The sequence below is a fragment of the Thermosynechococcus sp. HY213 genome, assembly GCF_031460975.1.
Classification (GTDB): domain Bacteria; phylum Cyanobacteriota; class Cyanobacteriia; order Thermosynechococcales; family Thermosynechococcaceae; genus Thermosynechococcus.
The window spans coordinates 218,512-239,800 of the sequence record NZ_JAVKVB010000011.1; the positions used below are offsets into that span (position 1 = coordinate 218,512).

At 54.1% G+C, this 21,289-nt stretch carries 21 protein-coding genes; 16 read left to right on the forward strand and 5 right to left on the reverse strand.

Annotated elements, in window-relative coordinates; genetic code table 11:
• Genes RHK62_RS06585 through RHK62_RS06595 form a run of 3 tightly spaced genes read left to right on the forward strand, consistent with a single transcriptional unit; the run spans position 1 to position 2,465 of the window.
• A complete protein-coding gene (locus RHK62_RS06585; RefSeq protein ID WP_302679111.1) occupies positions 1 to 498 on the forward strand; it encodes a DUF177 domain-containing protein in 498 nt (165 codons plus the stop codon).
• On the forward strand, positions 495 to 1,994 hold the full coding sequence (locus RHK62_RS06590; protein WP_310453455.1) for an AAA family ATPase: 1,500 nt from the start codon (positions 495 to 497) through the stop codon (positions 1,992 to 1,994). Before RHK62_RS06585 ends, RHK62_RS06590 begins: the two co-directional genes overlap by 4 nt.
• A gap of 3 nt (positions 1,995 to 1,997) precedes the next feature.
• Positions 1,998 to 2,465, forward strand: a complete 468-nt coding sequence (locus RHK62_RS06595) for an SH3 domain-containing protein (RefSeq protein ID WP_206201520.1) — start codon at positions 1,998 to 2,000, stop codon at positions 2,463 to 2,465.
• A 3-nt stretch (positions 2,466 to 2,468) separates the two neighbouring features.
• Here the strand turns inward: RHK62_RS06595 and RHK62_RS06600 are convergent, their stop codons facing one another.
• The gene (locus RHK62_RS06600) at positions 2,469 to 2,903 is read right to left on the reverse strand and encodes a hypothetical protein (RefSeq protein WP_310438370.1); all 435 of its coding nucleotides are present in this window, start codon (positions 2,901 to 2,903) and stop codon (positions 2,469 to 2,471) included.
• Between the two features lie 15 nt (positions 2,904 to 2,918).
• On the opposite strand from RHK62_RS06600, the gene RHK62_RS06605 reads away from it, so the two are divergent.
• From RHK62_RS06605 to RHK62_RS06630, 6 genes are all read left to right on the forward strand, one after another.
• Entirely contained in the window at positions 2,919 to 3,044 is a 126-nt protein-coding gene (locus RHK62_RS06605) for a hypothetical protein (RefSeq protein ID WP_302676450.1), read from the forward strand.
• Positions 3,045 to 3,046: 2 nt separating this feature from the next.
• Positions 3,047 to 4,411 carry a UDP-N-acetylmuramoyl-L-alanine--D-glutamate ligase gene (murD, locus tag RHK62_RS06610; protein ID WP_310453456.1) on the forward strand — a complete coding sequence of 455 codons (1,365 nt, stop codon included), beginning with the start codon at positions 3,047 to 3,049 and terminating at the stop codon, positions 4,409 to 4,411.
• Positions 4,408 to 5,580 carry an AI-2E family transporter gene (locus RHK62_RS06615; protein WP_225901677.1) on the forward strand — a complete coding sequence of 391 codons (1,173 nt, stop codon included), beginning with the start codon at positions 4,408 to 4,410 and terminating at the stop codon, positions 5,578 to 5,580. The genes murD and RHK62_RS06615 overlap by 4 nt, the downstream gene beginning before the upstream one ends.
• 4 nt (positions 5,581 to 5,584) lie before the next feature.
• Positions 5,585 to 6,262, forward strand: a complete 678-nt coding sequence (locus tag RHK62_RS06620; RefSeq protein WP_206201524.1) for a hypothetical protein — start codon at positions 5,585 to 5,587, stop codon at positions 6,260 to 6,262.
• A gap of 2 nt (positions 6,263 to 6,264) precedes the next feature.
• Positions 6,265 to 7,065, forward strand: a complete 801-nt coding sequence (locus RHK62_RS06625; RefSeq protein WP_206201525.1) for a DUF1838 domain-containing protein — start codon at positions 6,265 to 6,267, stop codon at positions 7,063 to 7,065.
• A gap of 303 nt (positions 7,066 to 7,368) precedes the next feature.
• Positions 7,369 to 7,521 (forward strand): hypothetical protein, encoded by a 153-nt coding sequence (locus RHK62_RS06630; protein WP_206201526.1) that lies wholly within the window; start codon positions 7,369 to 7,371, stop codon positions 7,519 to 7,521.
• A gap of 11 nt (positions 7,522 to 7,532) precedes the next feature.
• Here the strand turns inward: RHK62_RS06630 and RHK62_RS06635 are convergent, their stop codons facing one another.
• Positions 7,533 to 8,549, reverse strand: coding sequence for an aspartate-semialdehyde dehydrogenase (locus tag RHK62_RS06635; protein ID WP_302679119.1), 1,017 nt, complete (start codon positions 8,547 to 8,549; stop codon positions 7,533 to 7,535).
• A gap of 189 nt (positions 8,550 to 8,738) precedes the next feature.
• Here RHK62_RS06635 and RHK62_RS06640 point away from each other — a divergent pair, with 189 nt between their 5' ends.
• Positions 8,739 to 13,691 (forward strand): CHAT domain-containing protein, encoded by a 4,953-nt coding sequence (locus tag RHK62_RS06640; RefSeq protein ID WP_310453457.1) that lies wholly within the window; start codon positions 8,739 to 8,741, stop codon positions 13,689 to 13,691.
• 33 nt (positions 13,692 to 13,724) lie between these two features.
• Here the strand turns inward: RHK62_RS06640 and ribH are convergent, their stop codons facing one another.
• Both ribH and RHK62_RS06650 read right to left on the reverse strand, forming a co-directional pair.
• Positions 13,725 to 14,261, reverse strand: coding sequence for a 6,7-dimethyl-8-ribityllumazine synthase (ribH, locus tag RHK62_RS06645; protein WP_206201529.1), 537 nt, complete (start codon positions 14,259 to 14,261; stop codon positions 13,725 to 13,727).
• A gap of 47 nt (positions 14,262 to 14,308) precedes the next feature.
• Positions 14,309 to 14,761, reverse strand: a complete 453-nt coding sequence (locus RHK62_RS06650) for a hypothetical protein (RefSeq protein ID WP_302679121.1) — start codon at positions 14,759 to 14,761, stop codon at positions 14,309 to 14,311.
• 134 nt (positions 14,762 to 14,895) lie between these two features.
• On the opposite strand from RHK62_RS06650, the gene RHK62_RS06655 reads away from it, so the two are divergent.
• From RHK62_RS06655 to RHK62_RS06680, 6 genes are read left to right on the forward strand one after another with little or no spacing between them, the layout of a single operon-like run.
• The gene (locus RHK62_RS06655; RefSeq protein ID WP_206201531.1) at positions 14,896 to 15,729 is read left to right on the forward strand and encodes a thiazole synthase; all 834 of its coding nucleotides are present in this window, start codon (positions 14,896 to 14,898) and stop codon (positions 15,727 to 15,729) included.
• On the forward strand, positions 15,726 to 16,880 hold the full coding sequence (gene hpnI, locus RHK62_RS06660) for a bacteriohopanetetrol glucosamine biosynthesis glycosyltransferase HpnI (protein WP_206201532.1): 1,155 nt from the start codon (positions 15,726 to 15,728) through the stop codon (positions 16,878 to 16,880). Before RHK62_RS06655 ends, hpnI begins: the two co-directional genes overlap by 4 nt.
• A gap of 52 nt (positions 16,881 to 16,932) precedes the next feature.
• On the forward strand, positions 16,933 to 17,103 hold the full coding sequence (gene psb34, locus RHK62_RS06665; protein WP_206201533.1) for a photosystem II assembly protein Psb34: 171 nt from the start codon (positions 16,933 to 16,935) through the stop codon (positions 17,101 to 17,103).
• A gap of 40 nt (positions 17,104 to 17,143) precedes the next feature.
• Complete coding sequence (gene tsaB, locus RHK62_RS06670) at positions 17,144 to 17,722, forward strand: tRNA (adenosine(37)-N6)-threonylcarbamoyltransferase complex dimerization subunit type 1 TsaB (RefSeq protein WP_302679122.1); 579 nt, start codon at positions 17,144 to 17,146, stop codon at positions 17,720 to 17,722.
• Positions 17,712 to 19,166 (forward strand): CIA30 family protein, encoded by a 1,455-nt coding sequence (locus tag RHK62_RS06675; protein ID WP_302679123.1) that lies wholly within the window; start codon positions 17,712 to 17,714, stop codon positions 19,164 to 19,166. Before tsaB ends, RHK62_RS06675 begins: the two co-directional genes overlap by 11 nt.
• Before the next feature lie 13 nt (positions 19,167 to 19,179).
• Complete coding sequence (locus tag RHK62_RS06680; RefSeq protein WP_399373374.1) at positions 19,180 to 20,436, forward strand: exonuclease SbcCD subunit D; 1,257 nt, start codon at positions 19,180 to 19,182, stop codon at positions 20,434 to 20,436.
• Here the strand turns inward: RHK62_RS06680 and RHK62_RS06685 are convergent.
• Positions 20,433 to 21,230: a DUF928 domain-containing protein gene (locus RHK62_RS06685; RefSeq protein WP_310453458.1), complete on the reverse strand. Its 798-nt coding sequence runs from the start codon at positions 21,228 to 21,230 to the stop codon at positions 20,433 to 20,435. The two genes, RHK62_RS06680 and RHK62_RS06685, sit on opposite strands and share 4 nt — an antisense overlap.
• Positions 21,231 to 21,289 lie beyond the last annotated feature (59 nt).

A 21,289-nucleotide genomic window follows, 5' to 3' on the forward strand; every position in this document is an offset into this window, starting at 1 on the left:
GTGAGCGATGCCCACTGGCTAAGTATTCCCGATCTACTGCGGCTGCCCGCCCAGACCTATGAGTGGCGGGTGGATACCGATTTTCCAGACTTGGCAACGTTGACTCCCGTGCAAGGAATGGTGACTGCCAGTCACCGCCACACCTACTTAGAAGTCAGCGCCAGTGTGCAGACAATTGTCACCCTCTCTTGCGATCGCTGTTTGCAGTACTATAACCATCGCTTGGTGTGTACCACTACGGAACTCATTTGGCTTGCAGAAACCCCAGCCAGTCAGCCCGACGATGATCTGGTGGAAACCTTGCCCGCCAACGGTCGCATTGATCTTGCGGATTGGCTCTACCAGCAACTCTGCCTTGCCCTGCCCTACCCCCAATACTGTGACCCCAATTGTGGCGGTATTCACCCCCCTGTCCCTGCGGATCCCCCCATTGATCACCGCTGGGCAATGCTTGCGCAACTACAATCGGTTCTGGAGCGTTCGGAACCATCGCCGTGAGTGCTCAGTCTGACCTTGAACTGTTGCTGCGGGCACGCTATCCCCTGTTGTATGTGGCCACAACAGAGGAAGAACGCCTTGAGGCAACACTGCACACAATTAGCGATCGCCTGAATCAGCGCCCCATCTACATTTGGGATTTTGTGGAGGGGTATCAGGGCAATCCCAATGATCTGGGGATCGCCAAGCGCAATCCCCTCAGTGCCCTTGAATTCGTCGAAAGACTGCCGCGACCGGCAGCGGCCATGATTCTGCTGCGGGATTTTCACCGCTTTATTGAGGACGTGGCCGTCTCCCGCAAACTGCGCAACTTGGCGCGGCAGCTCAAGTCCCAGCCCAAAAACCTGATCCTACTGGCTCCGACGGTGCAGTTGCCCCCGGAACTGCGGGATGTGATTACCGTTGTGGAGTTCCCTTTGCCCCAACGGGAGGAAATTCGCCTTGAACTGGTGAAGCTCTGTCAAAGCCTCGGCAACATTCCCGCAGAACCCATTCTCGATGAGTTGATCCGCGCCTGTCAGGGCTTGACCCTAGAGCGGATTCGCCGCGTCATTGGTCGGATCATTGCTTTGCACGGTGTGCTGGACGGCAGCCATGTGGATCTGGTCTTGGAGGAGAAACGGCAGATCCTGCGGCAAACCCAAATTCTCGAATTTTACCCCACCCAAGAAACGATTGCCGACATTGGTGGTCTTGATAACCTCAAGGAGTGGTTGCTGCGGCGCGGCGGTGCTTTTTCCGAGCGGGCACGGCGCTATGGGCTGCCCTATCCGCGGGGGGTGCTGCTAGTGGGAATTCAGGGCACCGGTAAATCCCTAGTGGCAAAGGCGATCGCCCACCAATGGCACTTGCCGCTGTTGCGATTGGATGTGGGGCGACTCTTTGGCGGCCTCGTGGGGGAATCCGAAGCACGTACCCGCGAGATGATTCAAATTGCTGAAGCCCTAGCCCCCTGCGTCCTCTGGATTGATGAGATGGATAAAGCCTTTGCGGGCATTGATGGCCGAGGGGATGGCGGTACCAGTAGCCGTGTTTTTGGCACGATTATCACTTGGCTAGCGGAGAAAACCTCTGCTGTTTTTGTTGTGGCCACTGCCAACAATGTGCAGGTCTTGCCCCCGGAACTGCTGCGTAAGGGTCGCTTTGATGAAATCTTTTTTGTCGGACTACCCAATGTGGATGAGCGGCGAGCGATTTTTGAAGTGCACCTCAGTCGTGTGCGGCGCGATCGCCTGCAAAACTATGATTTAGAGCGGTTGGCCTACGAAACCATTGACTTTTCTGGGGCTGAAATTGAGCAGTGTATCATTGAGGCAATGCACCTTGCCTTTAGCCAAGACCGCGACTTTACCACCGAAGATCTGCTGCACGCGGCCAGTGAGATTATCCCCTTGGCACGCACCGCCCGTGAGCAAGTGCACCAATTACAAGAATGGGCGGCCTCCGGGCGGGCACGGTTTGCCTCACGAATCCTGTCTCCCCCCACAGGGCGTTAGATCATGAAACCAGTGGTGCGTGTGCTGCAATGGCTCCTAGGAACCTTTTTGGGTTTAGGTCTGATTACCCTTGTGGCCGCTGCTATCATTACACCCCTTGTCTTTAACTTGCTCTGGCCACCCCCCCGCCCCGAGGTCGAAGCACAAAATTCGCCACCGCCTACGCCACCAGAGTCGTCACCGAATTCCCCCTCACCCCCTCCTGAACCAACCCCGACCCCCTCACCGCAGCCAAACTCTGAAGGGCGGGTGATCTATGGCGATGGTTTACGATTGCGCGATCGCCCCAGTCGCGAGGCAAATGCTCTGGGGGGTGTGGCCTTTGATGAAGTGGTGACGATCCTAGAGCGCAGTGAGGATGGGGAATGGCTGAAGATTCGCACCGCCAACAATCTTGAAGGCTGGGTACTGGCCTTTGGTGTGCAGGAAACAACAGCTCAATCTCCCACCTCCAGTGAGACGCCCCAGTAGGCGCTATTGGGAAAATTCCTGCATTTGCTGAAACGAACGGTACTCGCGATCGCCACTCAGCCATTCCACGAGCGTGATTTTCACCCGCCCCCCCGCATTGGGAGTTGCCAGAAACTCCGCCTCTCCTTCGCTATTAATCACGCGATTGCGCAACTGGGTGGATCCCGCTTCCAGTAGTCGCTTGCTCGTCGGGTCATAAATCTCGTAGTAGATCTGGACATTGCGCGCTGGTGTCGCGGTTTCATTGCGCACGCGCCCCGTGAGGCGGTGGTACCAGACACCCGCAATATTCTCGCTCTGCAATTGGACATCGGTGACGCGCACCACTTTGGGCGCTTCGCGACGGCGGGCGATCGCGGGCTTGCCTTCAAAAGACAAGAACCCGACACTAGTCGTCAACAGCAGACCGCAGAGCCAAATTGTGCGTAAGCTAGGCATTGTTCTCTACCCGGTGTGACAATAATAGAGTCTAAGACGCAACATTTAGCGGGAGCGATCGGCCTCATTGGCCTTGAGGATACCACCTTAGTGACCGCTGCCCCGAGTCTGTACCTGCTGGATTGGATTCACCCCACTTAACTATGCCAACTGTTCATGTGATTGGTCTTGGTCGCTCTGGCATCGCCGCTGCCCGTTTACTGAAACGTCAAGGCTGGCAAGTGGAGGTGAGTGATAGTCGTCAAACCCCTGCCCTACAATCGCAGCAGCAACTCCTAGAAGCCGAAGGCATTGCTGTTCAACTCAACTACGACTTTGATTTACAAACCCTCGCCAGTGTGGGTCTGCGTGTCCCAGCGGAAATTGTCATTAGTCCCGGTGTCCCTTGGCAGTCTCCTGCTCTGATTGCCGCTCGCCAAGCGGGCATCCCCGTTCGGGGGGAAGTGGAAATTGCTTGGCAGACCCTCGCCCATCTGCCGTGGGTATGTATTACGGGCACCAATGGCAAAACAACCACCACCGCACTCACTGCCGCCATTTTTCAAGCAGCGGGGTACAATGCTCCCGCCTGTGGCAATATCGGCAATAGTATTTGCGAAGTGGCTTTGACCGCTAGCGCCCTTGATTGGGTGATTGCTGAGATCAGTAGCTATCAATTAGAGTCTAGCCCCCCCCTGCAACCCCAATTTGCCCTTTGGACAACCCTCACACCAGATCACTTGGAACGCCACGGCACCCTCGACGTTTATGTCGAAACCAAAGCTCACCTCATGAATGGTGCGAAACAGGCGATCCTCAATGGGGATGATCCCTACCTGCGTCAGCACATGGTGAATCGTTGGCCGCAAGCTTGGTGGATCAGTACCCAAGGGGCGGCAGCCCTACCCAAGGGGATTGAACAGGGCATCTATATTGCTAAGGATCAAGTGTGGTTTCAAGATCAACCCCTGCTGCCCACCCATGTCCTGCAAATGCCGGGTCAACACAATCAGCAAAACTTTCTTCTAGCCGTGGCAACGGCTCATTTAGCCGGTATTCCTGCCGAAACAATTGCCAAAGCGGTGGCAGGGTTTGCCGGTGTGCCCCATCGTCTAGAGCGGATTCGCCAATGGCGACAGGTGGAGTGGATCAACGACAGTAAGGCCACCAATTATGACGCCGCCGAAATTGGGCTGCGTTCTGTGACAGGGCCAGTGATTCTCATTGCCGGTGGACAGGCCAAAAAGGGGGACGATCGCGCTTGGCTCAAGCTGATTCAGGAGAAAGCCGCTTGGGTGCTCTTGATTGGTGAAGCGGCACCGCAGTTTGCGCAGCGCTTAGAAGCCACGGGCTTTACAAATTATGAGATCATGGAGACACTGGATCGGGCGGTGGCGGCGGCTGCTGAACTGGTGACCCAGTACCCGATCAAAACCGTTCTCTTTTCCCCTGCCTGTGCCAGCTTTGACCAGTACCAGAATTTTGAAGAACGTGGTGATCACTTTCGTCAACTGTGCTTAGAGCTATGAGCCAATCTGCGGCCTCGGGTCACTGGTGGAATCGCCTCTCCATTGCCAGTCGGTTTCTGATTATTGGCTTGGCAGGGCCTATCCTGACGCTGAATTTCTGGGCCTTTGCGACCATTCTCAAGTTTTTTGGGCCGCTGGTGGCGGTTCTGGTGCTGGCTTCCCTGTTTGCCTTTTTGCTGAACTATCCGGTGCGCTGGATGGAGGAGCAGGGAAATCCGCGAGGCCCCTCAGCCATTTTCGTCTTTCTGCTGGCCTTGGTACTGATTGCCATTATTGGCTTGGTGGTGGTACCCAATGTCTTTAATCAGGCACAACAGCTCATTGCCCGCTTGCCCGAATGGTTTAACTCCAGCCAACGGCGACTCTTGGAATTTGGCCAGTGGGTGGACTCCCTCAACCTGCCGGTAACGGTGGATGTGGATGCCCTTGCCAACCAACTCTTGGAAAAACTCAAGGATCAACTCCAAAGCTTGGCCCGTGAGGCTTTGAATTTAATCTTGGGCACCCTCAGCAGTGCGGTGGATGTGCTCATTAATCTGATTTTGACCGTTGTGCTCACGTTTTATTTGCTGCAGCATGGGGATGAATTGTGGGATGGCCTCCTCAGTTGGTTGCCAGATACGCTCCGCCCCACGGTTTCAGAAACGATACGCCGCAGTTTTGAGAGTTATTTCATTGGTCAGTTGGTGCTGGGGCTGTGCATGGGGATTGGCTTGACGACGATTTTCATTTTCCTCAAGGTGCCCTATGGACTGCTCTTTGGTGTCATTATTGGCGTGATGGCCTTGGTGCCCTTTGGCGGTACGGTGGGGATTATTTCAATTAGTTTGCTCGTCGCCCTTCAGGATGTGTGGTTGTCCCTCAAGGTGGCGGGATTTGCGTTTCTCTATCAGCAGTTTTTGGAGAATGTGGTTGCCCCTCGGATCATCGGTAGCTTTACGGGCTTAAATCCAGTCTGGGTTTTCTTGGCGATCCTGACTGGGGCTAGGGCTTCGGGGTTAGTCGGGGTTCTCATTGCGGTTCCGATCGCGGTAGTGATTAAAACGTTCTTGGTGAGTGTGCGATCGCGCCTCAATGCCGAGGATGTGGAGGAGACGGTCGCGTTGCCCAATAATCCACCCCCCTTGCCCCCTGTCTCTTCGTCAATGAAACCATCCTCAGTGGAGTAGAACGATGCTACGTGCCCTTCAACCCGGAGTTCTCACCTCCCTTGTGCTGATCAGTACCACAGCTGCCATTACCCTAGTCACGGCTTTTATTGGCTACCATTTGGGGCGAGAGTCATTGCGCGGTGTGTCCCAACCCGTCGTGAATCCGATTCTGGGCAGTGCCGTGAATGCCAATGATCAAACCCAAGGGGAGCGATCGCCCATTCTTGACGAGGCACAGATCATTGCCCAAACCAAAGCCCGCATTGCCGAAATGACTGAAGGTGCCAGCGATCGCGAGATTGTGCCTGCCCCCACCACTGCCAATGACCCCCCAGCAGCGGAACCGGCGACGAGTCGGACACTGCCCATCGTTGCTGAGGATAAGGGGGTGCGCCTAGAAATTAGCCATGTGGATACCATTGGCCAAGATTTAGCCCTGCACGTCAGCTTGAAAAACGACAGTAGCCAAGGGGTGCAGTTTATCTACACCTTTCTTGAAATCAAAAATGATAAAGGTACCCTTTTGAGTGCCCTCACCGAAGGCCTACCCACGGAATTACCCCCCGGTAGTGATCTGGTCAAAGGCACAATTTTGATTCCCAAAAGCCTCCTTGACAATGCAAAAACCTTGACCCTGCGCCTTGCCAGCTATCCGAATCAGGATGTGCAATTGCAGGCTGCCCATATTCCTGTGGAGTAGCCATGCCCGCCGCTGAATTTGTTCAAAAATGGTTGAGTGCTCGCGATTGGGTGCGGGTACGGGCAGATTTGACGGGCAAGACCACGTTTATGGCGTGGCAGGGAGCGGTGTATAGTTTTGTTCCCCAAGAGCGTCGCCGTCACCTCTTCAACATTGTTGGCATGAGTGCCGCTCGCTGTTTGCCCCATCCCGAGGGCGGGTGGTATTTTCTCTCCCGTGAATTGACGTTTTATCTGGATCCAGAAAAGCAATCCCTGTGCGATCGCTGGCACAATCCTTGGACAGAGGACGTGGTTCCCGTGATTCCCGTTGCTAATGATCCCGTGCAGGGGCTATTTCGCCGTGAGGTGCCTGCCCAAGTCAGTGAGCGAACCACTACGTTTCAGTTTGATCTATTTCCCTACTATGACAATCCCCTTGCGGGTGAGGAACGGTTTCAGGCCTACAGCCCCCAGCCGATCTACCAAGCGGCAGAACTCTTTAAGCTAACGGTGGCCACCGCCGATTTACAACAAGATACGGAGACGATTGCCGATGTCCATTTGTGTTGGAGTCGGATTGGGCCTTGGTTGCCTTGGATGAAGATGGGCGATCGCCCCGGTTATCTCATCTACAGTGCGACTGGCTGCAAAGCCCTGACCGTCGAAGACTTGCCCTCCCTCCTACAAGACCAATTAGAGCGACTGCCCCAATACCGTGAAGCCCCCACTGAATACCGCGAGGGTGCTGATATGACCTCTTGGCTGTATTTTCAGGAGCACTTTGAAGCCTATTTGGAGGGTGCACTGTTTCCAGTGACTTGATGAATACCAACCTGTCCCTATTCCCGTGGGGGCAGGCTAAAAAGCGGCAACTCGGTAAACTGTGGTTCTACAGGACGGGGTGAACGGGGGGTTGTTGGCGGAGCATGCGTTGACTGGGAATTTCGACGCGAAAGTGATCTCCCTCCAGAGAAATGGGAGCGCCAAAATTGCTCGCTGGCTTACTCATTGGGGATGCTACTGATACACGTCGTCGTGGGAGAGATTCAACTCTAGCTCTTTGGTAGTCTGCCCGACACCCTTGAGGACGAATGGATTGACAACATCGAGGAACTCGCAGACCTCATGGACAAGTACCTCCACCTACGCCAAGAAGCCCGCAATGCTTTTGAATTGCGCTATGAACGCCATGTCAGCGACGATCCCGATCAGTGGCGCAACTGTGCGCGGGTATTGGCACGGCAGGACATTCTCAATGTACTCAGTCAACCGTGGTAAGCTCTTTGGGCTTAGAGGAGTCCTTGGGCAATCAGAGATTCAGCAATTTGCACCGCATTCAAGGCTGCCCCCTTGCGAATTTGATCGCCACACAGCCACAGTTCAAGGGCATTGGGTTGAGAAATATCTTGGCGCAGCCGCCCCACTAGCACTGGGTCTTTACCTGTGGCCTCTAGGGGCATGGGGAAATAATTGCGCTGCCAATCTTCAACAAACTGGACGCCTGCGGCCTGTTGCAGGCGATCGCGCGCCTCTTGCAGCGGAAAAGGCTCAAAGAACTCAACATTCAACGCTTCCGAATGGGCACGCAGCACAGGGACGCGCACACAGGTGGCCGTTAGCCGCAACTCTGGAGCATGGAAAATTTTGCGGGTCTCATTGACCATCTTCATCTCCTCTTGGCAGTAGCCCTGCTCATTGAGGGGAGAATTGTGGGGAAAGAGGTTAAAGGCCAAGGGATAGGGAAAGGCCTCTGTGCGTGGTGGTTGCCCCTTGAGAATATCGAGGGCTTGATCCTTGAGTTCTTGCATGGCCTTTGCCCCCGCCCCACTGGCAGACTGATAGGTGGCCGCTACAATTCGCCGAATCGGTCGCACCTGATGCAAGGGCCATAGCGCAACCGTCATCAAAATCGTTGTGCAGTTGGGATTGGCAATGATGCCTTGGTGGGTTTTTAGATCTTCAGGGTTGACTTCGGGCACCACTAAGGGGACGTTGGGATCCATGCGATAGGCACTGGAATTATCAATGGCGATCGCTCCTTCCTGAACCGCAATTGGCAGCCACTGCCGTGACACACTTGCCCCCGCCGAAGCCAAAATCAAATCCAGTCCCTTGAGGGTCTCCTCACTCACCGCCTGCACAGGCAGCACTGTTTCCCCAAAGGAGAGGGTTTGACCGGCGGAGCGGGGCGAAGCCAACAGACGTAACTCTGCCACTGGAAACGAGCGTTCCGCCAAAATGGCCAAAATTTCCGTGCCAACGGCACCTGTCGCTCCTAAAATGCCAACCCGTAATCCCTGTGCCAACGTTATTACTCCTAGGAAGATAAGCTCATTTTACGATCGTCGGGGATTGAGAAATTAAGAAAGCGTAGCATTTTGGAAATTTTACTGCCATATCTATAATGGCTATAGCCAATTTCCACCACAGCCTCTGCACTCCCCCACAAGAGTCGCCAGCGGCAGGACTCGATAAATCATCTGGAGGCTGGGATCGTGAAAACTCTCCAACAGTACCTATTTTCCATCACCTTAGTCTTTTGGGGACTGTTGAGTAGCGCTGCTTACAGCCAAATTACCCCAGCCACCAATGGCACTGGAACCACCGTCATCCAAAATGGTCAACAGATTGATATTGGTGGTGGCCGCCTATCGGGGAATGGTCAGAATCTCTTTCACCTCTTCCACAACTTCAATGTCGGTAACGGCCAAGTTGCCAACTTTCTCTCTAATCCGCAAATTCGCAACATTCTCGCGGGCGTCAATGGTGGCAACGCCAGTTACATCAATGGCTTGATTCAAATTACGGGTGGCAACAGTAACCTTTATCTGCTCAACCCTGCGGGAATTGTCTTTGGCCCCAATGCCCGTTTGAATCTCCCCGCTGCCTTCCATGCTTCTACCGCTCAACGGGTGCTGTTTGAGGGAGGGATCTTTGATGTCAATGGCCAGAATCTCTATCAATCCCTCAATGGTCAGCCCACAGGTTTTGAATTTCTGAGTAAAGGCCTCATCATCAATGAAGGTGAGCTGAGGGTGGGTAGTGGTCAAACCCTCAGCCTAATGGCACACCAAGTGATCAATACGGGTACACTTGCAGCCCCTGCAGGAAATATCCACATTGCGGCTGTACCTGAAACAGGAATGGTGCGCGTCTCCCAAGAGGGAATGCTGCTCAGCCTTGAGATTCCTCAAGAGCGACTACCGACTGGGGGAGCGATCGCTGCCGTGGACTTACCCAGCTTACTCACTGGCAATGGTTTACAACCTGTCAACAGCGTCATTCAAAATCCCGACGGCACAATTCGCCTTGTCCATGACCCCAACAAAATTCCCACCACAACGAACACCGCCGTCATCAGTGGCAGCCTTTCCGTCGCCAATCCCATCGGTATGGGTGGCCAAATCACGATCACTGGTCAAAATATCGCCCTCATCAATGCCAACTTAACCGCCTCTGGTCAACTCGGGGGTGGCACGATTCTCTTGGGGGGCGATTACCTAGGGGGCACCACTGGCACTAACCGCTTGCATAGCAGTTTCAATGCCCAGAATCTCTTTATCAACAGCGGCAGTGTGATTGCAGCGGATGCCTTCAATCAAGGCAATGGTGGCACTGTCATTGCATGGGCAGACAACAGCACGCAATTTGCCGGCACGATCAGCGCACGCGGCGGGCAACTTAGCGGTAATGGCGGCTTTGTGGAAACCTCTGGGCGAGAATTACTCAGCGTTCGGGGAACAGTAGATGCCAGTGCAGTCAAGGGTCAGCCCGGTACATGGCTCCTTGATCCACGAAATGTCACCATTGATAACTCCCCTACGAGTGGCGGGAGTTTCTCTGGGAGCAATCCTGATGTCTTTACCCCCACCACTGATGATGCTTTTGTTGTGAATACTGCCATTGAAGCTGCTCTGAATCTCGGCACTAGCGTCATCATCACAACTGGTGATACTGGAACCCAAGCAGGGGATATTTCTGTACTTGCCTCGATTACCAAAATAGGCGGCGGCGATGCCTCCCTAACCTTGCAAGCTGCAAATAACATTCTTGTTGCCGATGACATTCGCTCAGAAGCAGGCCGACTGAATATCATTCTCCATGCTGATGCCGATAACAGTGGTGCAGGAGCAATTAGATTAGACTCAGTTACACTCATTACCAATGGTGGCAATATTATTTTGGGGGGTGGCTCTAATCCCTTCACCAGTCCAGCGATCGGTCACGGCACTGCTGGGGTTCGTATCATAAACTCTACCCTCAATGCAGATGGCGGCCATATTAGGATTCATGGCAGCGGTGCAACAACTGATGGCCAAGAAGGGGTGCTGATCGGTGGGAGTTCAATCCTCACCTCAGGGTCTGGAGAGATCACCATTCTAGGGACAGGTAGTTCTAGTGTTTATAGCCCTGTGGATGGTATCTCGATTCAAAACTCCTCCATCAGCGCCGAAGCTGGCAATCTGACCTTAACGGGTACTGGGGGCAACGTCTCCGAAGGAGTTTCCAACGTTGGCATCCATCTTGAAGAGTCAGGAATTCGAACCACGACTGGAAATATTACCCTGACGGGTACTGGTGGTACGGGCTTTGCCTTCAACCAAGGAGGTATTCTGAGTCGCTTCACAAGTATTACCAGTCAAAGTGGTGACATTATCCTGAGAGGTACAGGGGGTGAATTCGGTGCTGGTCTTGGCTTTAGGGCAGCAACTGACACAGAGTACTCTGCTGAGGTCAGAACGGCTGGAAATGGGAAGATTCTCATCGAAGGTCGCGCCACTGACGGCAATCCTGGTCTGGTCATGGAAGTCTCTGACGCCCTGACATTAGCTGTTCAAGATGGCATGCTCACATTAGCAGCTCAGGGGGGGATTGAAGTCTCGGGTGATTTTCCCTCTCTGCTAGATATCCATAGTGCCGGGGCAGGCCGCCTTGTCTTTCAACCGATTGATGCGCATACTCCCGTCGGCATTGGCGATGGTGCAACGGGTGACTTGATCATTGATCAGTTTCTCCTCAACCAAATCACGGGTGGATTTTCTTTGGTGACCATTGGTCACCCTAATGGTACTGGTCTCATTGATGTTCGTCCCTTCAGCCTCAACTACAATCTTGCGCTGCAAACCCCCGGCGTAAGTTCCCTAGGTATTCAGTTCAATGGCTCTGGCACGACGAATCTCAATGGTCGCAATCTCACACTCAATAGCGGTGGCGGCGTTACTCAGGGCAGCCATGTCATTTCTGCGGGAACGCTGCAACTTCTTGGACAGGGGACTTTCATCCTCAACAATGTCAACAATAGGTTTCAAACACTCTCAGGCAATGTCAGTGGAAATGTGAACTTGAGTAATCAAGGTGCCCTAGGTATCGTTAGTTTCAACAATGGTGTCAATGGCCTCACCACTGGCATCAATACCAACGGCAATACCCTAATCCTCAGCTTAAACAGTGGGAACCTAACGCAAAGTGCACCGATTCGAGCAGGCAACTTGGGTTTAACTTTACAAAATGGCAGTGCAATCCTAACCAACCCCAATAACCAAGTGGGGATCCTAGCTGCTGAGTTGAACAGTGCGAGTGATTTGCAATTTGTCAATAACAGTACCCTTACCGTTGGCAGTGTTAACCCAACAGGCATTACAGGGCGCAACATTTTCCTACAAACACTAACAGGCGATATTGTTCTCAATGCGCCAATTTCTGCCGTTGGGACTGGGGATGCGATTGTCCTTGCTGCCGAAAATAACTTTATTAACAACTATGGCTCTAGTGTCTTTAGTACCCCCAATGGTCGCTGGCTAGTTTATTCGACTGACCCGAATCTCAATATCAACGGCGGCCTCACAGGTTCAGAGCAATTCAACACCACCTATCCTGAGCTTGCCCTATTTTCTGGTTCTGGGTTTCTCTATCGGGTTTCTCAAGCACCGCCAACTCCACCCACGGAGCCATCCACACCGCCAACACCCCCAACTCCACCCACGGAGCCGTCCACACCGCCAACACCTCCAGAACCCCAAACTCAAGAGAATCTGGGTCGGATTTTATTGGGAGAGGAGATACAAGGCACTCAACTGCCCCAGAATACCGCTCAAGTCATTTACTTCCCCGGAGTTGAGATCATTCGTCAGCAAATCAGTACGGCTTTTGATCAGGGAGACTACAACAGTGCGATCAAACTGCTTCAGCAGCTTTATTCCTTTGAGTTTAGTGAGTACTTTGATGAATTTTTCAGCACTCCTAGTCAAGAGGGACTACAGTTCCTTGACATTGAGCAAATCAAGGAATTATTGGGGCGTATGGCTGAAGAAACAGGTCAAAAACCTGCCCTGAGCTATGTCTTTTGGCGACCTGAACAACTAGATATATTTATCATCACACCGGAAGGGGAACCCATTTACCAACCCCTTCGAGTGCCCCAAGAAGCAGTGCGCCGCGTCATTGCTGCTTTTAATCGTGAGGTGCGAGACCCAACGAAAACCAATAGTGAATCCTATCTACCCTTTGCGCAGCAGCTCTACCAATGGATCATGGGCGGCATTGATGCTGAATTGCAAAATCGAGGCATTAATACACTGGTTTTTGCCCTTGATCAGGGGTTGCGGAGTGTGCCGATCGCTGCTCTGCACACGGGGTCAAATCTTATTTCCTCGACGGTCAGCGATAGTCCAATCGGTCGTCGTAATGGTCAGTTTCTAGTGGAACGCTATAATCTGGGTCTCATTCCCAGTATCAACTTGGTGGATACCCGCTACCAGCCGTTGCAAAATGCTTCTGTACTGGCAATGGGTGCCTCTCAGTTCACAAAGCAAAGTCCTTTGCCAGCGGTTCCCATCGAGCTGCAAACCATTACGCAACTGGTAGGACGAGGGCAAGTATTCCTCAATGAAGCTTTTACGGTCTCAAACTTGCAAACCCAGCGGCGGCGCAGTCTCTACCCTATCCTACACTTAGCGACCCATGGTGAATTTAATGCGGGTAAGCCACAAAATTCCTATATTCAGTTTTGGGATAGCCAGCTTTCAATGGCTCAAGTGCGGCAGTTGCGGTTATTCCGGCCACCCACAGAGCTAATGACGCTGAGTGCCTGTCGTACAGCGGTAGGAGATACCAATGCAGAACTTGGGTTTGCTGGACTGTCACTCCAAGCGGGTGTAAAGAGTTCGGTTGCTAGCCTTTGGTATGTCAGTGATGAAGGGACACTGGCTTTGATGACGGCATTTTATGGACAGTTGAGAACTGCTCCGATTAAAGCAGAGGCCTTGCGACAGGCGCAGCTTGCCCTGATCCATCAGCAGGTTGTGATTGAAGAGAATCACCTGCGCAGTGCTGGGGTGCGGGGAGGGCTTTCAATTCCTTTGCCCCAAGAAGTTCAAACTGGGGGTGGGCGTCAACTTTCCCATCCCTATTTTTGGGCAGGATTTACGATGATTGGCAGCCCTTGGTAGCCCTAGGAAGCAATTTCTGCTTCACCATTTGGATTACCCATCAGCGAGAACGGGGGTACTGGGGCTGAGTTTGGCTGTGGGTGGATTGATGCTGCTGGGCAGGGTTTGCATCAGGTTTGCCATTTCGAGGGCATTGAGGGCATATTCCCAACCTTTATTGCTTTTAATGCCAGCGCGCTCAAGGGCCTGTTGCATCGTGTCGGTAGTGAGAATGCCGTAGATAATGGGCACACCCGTTTGCATAGAGGCCGTGGCAATGCCTTTGGTGACTTCAGCAGCCACATAGTCAAAGTGGGGGGTTTGGCCACGGATGACTGCCCCGAGACAAATAATGGCAGCATAGCGACGACTGGCCGCCAGTTGAGCTGCCACTAGGGGAATTTCAAAGCTACCGGGTACCCAGGCGTAGTCCACCTGAGAACCATGGGGATTGGGATCAACACCATGGCGGCGCAGACAATCTTGGCAGCCCTCTAGCAGCTTGGTGGTAACCAAGTCATTGAAGCGGGAAATCACAATCCCAAAGCGAGGCGTTCCCAGAACGTGATAGGTGCCTTCAAAAACAGCCATAGGTGGAGGTGCCAAATCTTACCCAAAAGAGTATAACCTGCAATGGCCTAGGAGGAGCGATCGCCCTGCTCCACGAGGAAGTCTTGGGACTGCCACTGCTGCACAATACTAGTTAACTTGGTAACAAATGGGTCAGACGCTAGATCAGGGTGAAATTCACTAATTTTTGTATTGGTAGGTGTCTCTGAAAGGCCAGAGGGAGTAGGTTCCGGCACACTAATGGGCAATGACTGGCAGATAATGGCTTCAAACTCACTGTTGAAGTGATAAATCGGTTGCTCACGCCGTTGCCATAGCTCTAAAATTTGCTCTACGGAAATGGCTTTATAGCGCCCCAGATAGAGGGCTTCAATGAGGGCAAGACGAATCCAGCGGGGAGGAAAATGGCGCAACCAGCGATCTAGGATGACCTCAACTGAGGAGCCATCCAAATCAAACCCATATTGACGTAGCAGGCGATCGGCAGCCTGAATGGCGGCATTGTTGCCAATATGTGCCATGCACCAACTGTTGCACTCCCAAGGTTATGGTGCCTCTATGATGCCACAAGTTTTCCAAGGTCGCAGCAGCAGAGAGCGTAACCCTGATATGGTAGAAAGGCAAACTCTAGTGCTGTTCACTTCACAAGTGCATCATGGTGACTGCGCCTCCTCCTGAGCTGCTAATTGAAGATGCCCCGCTAACAATCGCTGGGCGGCAGTTTCGTTCACGCCTGATGACCGGTACGGGCAAGTATCGTTCCATTGCGGATCTCCAGGCCAGTGTTGCCGCGAGTGGCTGCGAAATTGTTACAGTAGCCGTACGTCGCGTTCAAACCAATGCCCCCGGTCACGAAGGACTTGTGGATGCCCTTGACTGGCGTAAAATCTGGCTGCTGCCCAACACCGCTGGCTGTCAAACCGCTGAAGAGGCGATTCGCGTTGCCCGTTTAGGCCGCGAAATGGCCAAGCTCTTGGGTCAAGAGGACAACAACTTTGTCAAGCTAGAGGTGATTCCCGACCCGAAATACTTGCTGCCCGATCCCTTTGGCACGCTTGCTGCTGCAGAACAACTGGTCAAAGAAGGATTTGCGGTTCTTCCCTACATCAATGCAGATCCCCTGCTGGCCAAACGCCTTGAGGAAGTGGGCTGTGTTACTGTGATGCCGTTGGCCTCCCCCATTGGGTCGGGGCAAGGTCTGCGTAATGCCGCCAATATTCAAATCATTATTGATCAAGCCAGTGTTCCCGTTGTGGTTGATGCGGGCATTGGCACGCCCAGTGAGGCGGCCGCCGCGATGGAGTTAGGGGCAGATGCACTCTTGATTAATACCGCGATCGCCCAAGCGGGCAATGCGCCGGCAATGGCCAAAGCCATGGCGCTGGCAACCACGGCGGGTCGTCTTGCCTACTTAGCGGGTCGGATTCCCGTCAAAGCCTATGCCAGTGCCAGTTCCCCCTTGACGGGGACGATTGCGACAGCACCATGATGGTTGCCCTCATTCTCCTGAGCCTGCTGAGCCTCACGGGAAGCCTGTTCTACATTGTTGCCGCTGCCCTCACCTATCAATTTTTCACCCCCCAGCGGACGACTCGCCTAGAGTCCTTGCCGGCGGTCTCGATCTTGGTTCCTGTCTGCGGCTTAGAAGCAAGGGCTTGGCAAAACTGGTCTTCACTGTGCGAGCAAGATTACCCCGTCTACGAAGTCCTCTTTGGGGTTCAAGACCCCAGTGATCCAGCCATACCGGTGTTAAAGGCCATTTGCCAGACCTATCCCCACCGGGCTCGCTGGTATCTTTGTCAGCGGATTTGCGGACTGAACCGTAAGGCCAGCAATGTCGCCCAATTGTTTACCCATGCGCGCTATGGGGTAATTGTTGAAACCGATAGTGATGTGCGCGTTAGACCCCATTACTTAGCCACTTTGGTGCAACCCTTGGCGGATCCCCAAGTGGGGGTCGTTACCTGTGGTTACATTGATCACCATCCGCGCCGCTTAGGAGCTGCGTTTCTGGCCATGGGGCGATGCCTTGACTTTATCCCCAGTGTGCTTGTTGCCCGCTTCCTTGATCGCGGGCTGCGCTTTGCCATTGGGCCAACCGTGCTGCTGCGGCGGGAAGTCCTAGAAAAAATTGGTGGTTTTGAGATTGCACTCAATCGCATTGGTGAGGACTACCAACTGGGGTATGCAGCGTGGCGTGCTGGGTATCGCGTGGAGTTATCGTCCTATATTCTTGACAATGACTGCGCTGATGAGTCCTTTTTGAAGGCGGTGCAACGGGAACTGCGCTGGTGTCGCAGCATTCGTGCCAATCGCGGCAATCAGTATTTTGGCATGGTGTTTATGTTTGGCACCGTCTATAGTGCCCTGCTGTGGGGACTATTTCCAACCCCATGGACTCTCAGCGTCTTTCTGGGGGTTCAGGGTCTTCGCTGGTTGCAGGCGATCATGAGCATGGTCTTGATGGGTACCCCTCGGCTACTGTTGTGGCTCTGGCTATTGCCCCTGCGGGATGTGATGAGCTTCCTGATTTGGCTGGGGGGCTGTTTTGGCAATCGCATCTACTGGCGCGGTCGCTGGTTGCGGGTCTATCGCCACGGTCAATTGCAAGAAATTGTTAAGGATTCTCAAGACTCGTAAAGTTCGCTTGTTAGAATAGCTGCACTGTAACGCTGAATTGAGGTTTGTTTCGATGCGCTATACCACCGATGAGGGCGGTCGCCTCAACAACTTTGCCATTGAGCCTAAGGTCTATCAAGCACAGCCTTGGACACCGCAGCAAAAAGTACGGGCAGCCCTGTTGGTTGCGGGCGGATTGCTCTTAGTGGCTGGCTTGGTGGCGATCGCCGTCGGAGTGAGCTAAGCTGCTTTGTCTTGGTTTTGATACCAGCGATGCCACCCTAGTGGCAGGCCTCTATGACTTGGGGGCAGATCAACTGCTGGAGATGAAAACATGGCCCTTGGGTCGAGAACTGGCCAGCCAACTTCACCCTTGCCTTGGGGAACTGATGGGTCGCTACACTTGGGGTGAACTAGGGGCGATCGCTATTGGCTGTGGCCCGGGCAGCTTTACGGGAACGCGCTTGGGGGTCGTGACTGCCCGCATCCTAGCCCAGCAACTGGAAGTTCCCCTTTTGGGTCTGTCTAGCCTTGGCACAATGGCGTGGCACTATCGTGATGAACTCATAGAACAGGATGGGGTGGTGTCGCGTCGTGCCCAACAGGGGCATCAATACCTTGGCATTTACCGTTATCAGGGGGGGAGTCTCAACTCTCTTTGGGGCGATCGCCTGCTGGCAGACCACGAAGCAGAAACGCTTTTAGCCACTTGGCCTCACCCCTACAAACACCTGAGTCCCCCTAACCCCACCGACTATGGCCGCGCTTTGCTCACATGGGCAGCCCAACAGTGGCACGATACACTAAGGGCAGGGGAGAAACTTCCCCATTGGTCAAGCGTGGTGCCCCTCTATGGCAAATAACTGGGAACTTGGTCGCTTTCTCGATACACTGCGCTTTTTTCAAGCCCTTCCCTTTGTGGGAACCCTAGAACCTCTGCGCCCTGTGCTGTCACCCCTTTTACCGGATCTCTTTAAGCCGCCCGCCTATCGGGGCAGTGGTCTTGTTGTGGTGATGGGGGCAACGGGTCGAACCGGTCAAGCGGTGGTGAAAACCCTCTTGAGTCAGGGCTATGCGGTGCGGGCAGGGGTGCGCGATCGCGCCAAGGCGGAGAGTGTACTTCCCTCAGACCCTTTTTTAGACATTGTTGTTGCCGACGTGACTCAACCCTTGCCTGCCGATCTCTTGCAGGGCAGTCGGGCGGTGATCAACTGTGTTGGGGCAAAGGTACAGCCCAATCCCAACGCGTCACCCCCCGGCCTTGAAATTGTCGGTGCGAGTCCAGAGGCGGTTGAATTTGAGGGCATGCGGCATTTGTTGGAACGTGCCCAACCCTATTTTCAAAGTCAACCCAACACCTATCCCCTCTTTGACTATCGCTATCCCACGCCCCCCCTGAAGGAAGTTTGGGGTGCCCTCGATGATGTGGTCATGGGCGGCGTCAGTGCCAGCCAGTTTTACCTCAAGGATCACAGTGCCCTCTTCACGGGGCTGGTTTCTACGGAAAATTCTGGGGGGTTTGTCTCGATTCGCACCCGCAACCTCACCCCAGCCCTCAATCTCCAAGGCTACACGGGCATTCAACTCCGGGTTCGCGGCGATGGGCAGCGCTATAAATTTTTCCTACGCAGTGACCCCGCTTGGGATGGCGTCGGCTATGCCATGTCCTTTGATACGGTGGCCGATCAGTGGATCACGGTTGAATTGCCCTTTAGCCACTTTATTCCGGTGTTTCGGGCCCGCACCGCCACCAATGCGCCGCCTCTGAATGTGGGGCAAATTTACTCGCTGCAACTGATGCTCAGCAAATTTGAGTATGACGGTGCCCTCAACCCCCACTTCCGCCCCGGCACCCTCAGCCTTGAGATTGAGTCGATTCAAGCCTATGGGGGGTTGCCCTTGCCCCGCATGATTCAGGTGAGTTCTGCGGGGGTGACCCGTCCGCAACAAGCGGATCTTGACCTGAAGGAGCAGCCCCTAGCGGTTCAATACAACGACCAATTGGGGGGCATCCTCACTTGGAAACTGGCGGCAGAAAATATGCTGCGCCAAAGTGGCCTCCCCTACACCATTGTCCGTCCCTGCGGTCTGACGGATCAGCCCGCTGGCAAAGAGCTGCGCCTTGATCAGGGCGATCGCCTGACGGGTTCTCTGAGTCGCGAAGATTTAGCGGCGTTTCTGGTCAGCTTACTGAATTTGCCCGTGGCCTGCTATCGCACCGTAGAAGTGGTGGCCACAGATCAAACCGCCGAGGCCTATCCCAATTGGGCAGCACGCCTTGCCCAAATCCCTAGCGATCGCCCCTAGGAGACAGTGCGAAATGGTGCGTTTTCTCCATGTTGCCGATGTTCACCTTGGCTTTAACAAGTACCGCCAAGAGAATCCCAATCGCACGTTTGATTTTTTCACCGCCTTTGACAGTGCCCTGCAAACCTACGCCATCGAGGCACAGGTGGATTTTGTCCTGATTGCTGGCGATCTCTTTGAGGAGCGGATGATTACCCCCGGCATTCTCAATCAAGCGGAATACGTCCTCGACAAGGTGCGATCGGCGGGGATTCCCGTGCTGGCGATCGAGGGCAACCACGATAACTGCCCCTACGGTGTCAAGTCCAATTGGCTCCGCTACCTCTGTGAAAAAGACTATCTCTATCTACTGGAACCTGACGAAAGTGGCCAATTACAGCCGTGGGACGCCGAGGCAGCGCGGGGTGGCTATATGGATCTCCCCTGTGGCGTGCGCGTCATTGGTTCCCAGTGGTATGGTGCCAGTGCCCCCCGTGCCATCCAACAGCTGGCCAGTCAAATTCAGGCACTACCGCCCGCTGCTGGTGCGACGATTTTGCTCTTTCACCACGGCCTTGAGGGGCAAGTCTCCCGTTACCAAGGGGCATTGCGCTACAACGACCTCCTACCCCTGCGCCAAGCGGGTGTGGATTATCTTGCCCTAGGGCATATTCATCGCCACTACGCCGTTGAGGATTGGATCTTTAATCCCGGCTCCGTCGAGGCCAATTCGATTCAGGAAAATCAGCAGCAAAATCCGCGGGGGGTGCTGTTGGTTACCCTCGATCAGGGACCACCCCAAGCGGAACTCAAGCGCGACTATTGGCAGCGTCCTATCCATCGCTACACCCTCACCCTCACCCCCAGTGACACCGTGAGCCATGTGGAAAGCCAACTGCAGCAACTGGTGCAGCGGCATCGCTCAGACATGGCAGAGGCGATTGTCGAAGTCACCCTAAAAGGCGAAGTGGGGTTTGAGCGGGGCGATTTGTCTGTGCGATCGCTCCAAGGGGAATTGCAGGAGGCAGCCAATGCGTTCATTTTTCGATTGGGGTTTGCCGCAACCCCTGTGGCCTATCAAACCTACCGTGATGCGACGGCTGAACCACCCCCCCGCGCCCAGATTGAAGAACAGGTATTTACGGATCTGCTGGCCAGTGTTGCTGAGTATCGCGATCGCGCCGAACCCTTGGCCAAGGTACTGATGCACATCAAAGAAGATCTGCTGCAACCCAACGCCAATATTCCTGACCTTTACCAGTGGCTGGCAGACCTTTCCCTAGAGGGCTAGGGCTGGGGTGGTAAGGGGATGAGGGGTTGATTCGCCACATTGGCCAACTGGACAGCGGCAGACTGCAACAGGGCTTGCCATTTTTGCTGAAGTTGGGCATTCCCCGGCTGCGCTAGGCGTTGTTTGGCCAGTTGATTGAGGGTGTCGTACCAGTAGCCCGCCATGGCAAAGGCATCCGCCACATCTTTAGCTTGCACGATTCGCTGCTGTTGGCTTGGCGATAAGGGCATCGGTCGAAACCAACTGACGGTTTTGACGGCTGTGGTGCCATTGGTACAGGTGAGGGTGAGTTGCCACTGGTAATCCACACCATTTTTGAGGGCAACATTCTCCACAGGCCAGCCAATAATACCCGCTTCTGTGGGGGCAAGACGCTCTTGGCGATAGACTTCTGTGCCTTGGGGATCCCGCAGCGTCAGGGTTAGGGTGGCCCCCTTGTTGGCGGGAATGAAGCTATAGAGGGTAGGGGTGGGGGTGCTGCTAAGGCCATTGTTATCCTTGGGCACGAGGGCAACCACAGTTTGTTTTGGCTCAGTTAGACAGCTTTCGATGCCACCAGTACTTTCCCGCAGTAGCATGGGACGGGCAATCCGCGTTGCAGCTCCCTCACGGTTACCGGGGCGGCCAATATTAGCGGGTGGACGATAACTTGCCCAAGAGGCATGGGCGATCGCCCCAATCATGACCACTGCCAAACTTAGGGGAACGGCAAGGGGGCGGATCCTCAATCGAGTAGCCATGGCCACTAACCCCGTTGCTCCGAGCGTCGCACCCCTCACCCATGCGTAGCTCATCATACTTCCTACCTGACGACACCGATAGGACGATTCTAAGGGGCAAATTGTTGCCTTGC

Coding starts and splice junctions, on each gene's coding strand:
- RHK62_RS06595 (WP_206201520.1), top strand. CDS start 1,998: ATGAAACCAGTGGTGCGTGTGCTGCAATGGCTCCTAGGAACCTTTTTG.
- RHK62_RS06600 (WP_310438370.1), bottom strand. CDS start 2,903: ATGCCTAGCTTACGCACAATTTGGCTCTGCGGTCTGCTGTTGACGACT.
- murD (WP_310453456.1), top strand. CDS start 3,047: ATGCCAACTGTTCATGTGATTGGTCTTGGTCGCTCTGGCATCGCCGCT.
- RHK62_RS06615 (WP_225901677.1), top strand. CDS start 4,408: ATGAGCCAATCTGCGGCCTCGGGTCACTGGTGGAATCGCCTCTCCATT.
- RHK62_RS06620 (WP_206201524.1), top strand. CDS start 5,585: ATGCTACGTGCCCTTCAACCCGGAGTTCTCACCTCCCTTGTGCTGATC.
- RHK62_RS06625 (WP_206201525.1), top strand. CDS start 6,265: ATGCCCGCCGCTGAATTTGTTCAAAAATGGTTGAGTGCTCGCGATTGG.
- RHK62_RS06630 (WP_206201526.1), top strand. CDS start 7,369: ATGGACAAGTACCTCCACCTACGCCAAGAAGCCCGCAATGCTTTTGAA.
- ribH (WP_206201529.1), bottom strand. CDS start 14,261: ATGGCTGTTTTTGAAGGCACCTATCACGTTCTGGGAACGCCTCGCTTT.
- RHK62_RS06650 (WP_302679121.1), bottom strand. CDS start 14,761: ATGGCACATATTGGCAACAATGCCGCCATTCAGGCTGCCGATCGCCTG.
- RHK62_RS06655 (WP_206201531.1), top strand. CDS start 14,896: ATGGTGACTGCGCCTCCTCCTGAGCTGCTAATTGAAGATGCCCCGCTA.
- hpnI (WP_206201532.1), top strand. CDS start 15,726: ATGATGGTTGCCCTCATTCTCCTGAGCCTGCTGAGCCTCACGGGAAGC.
- psb34 (WP_206201533.1), top strand. CDS start 16,933: ATGCGCTATACCACCGATGAGGGCGGTCGCCTCAACAACTTTGCCATT.
- RHK62_RS06675 (WP_302679123.1), top strand. CDS start 17,712: ATGGCAAATAACTGGGAACTTGGTCGCTTTCTCGATACACTGCGCTTT.
- RHK62_RS06680 (WP_399373374.1), top strand. CDS start 19,180: ATGGTGCGTTTTCTCCATGTTGCCGATGTTCACCTTGGCTTTAACAAG.
- RHK62_RS06685 (WP_310453458.1), bottom strand. CDS start 21,230: ATGAGCTACGCATGGGTGAGGGGTGCGACGCTCGGAGCAACGGGGTTA.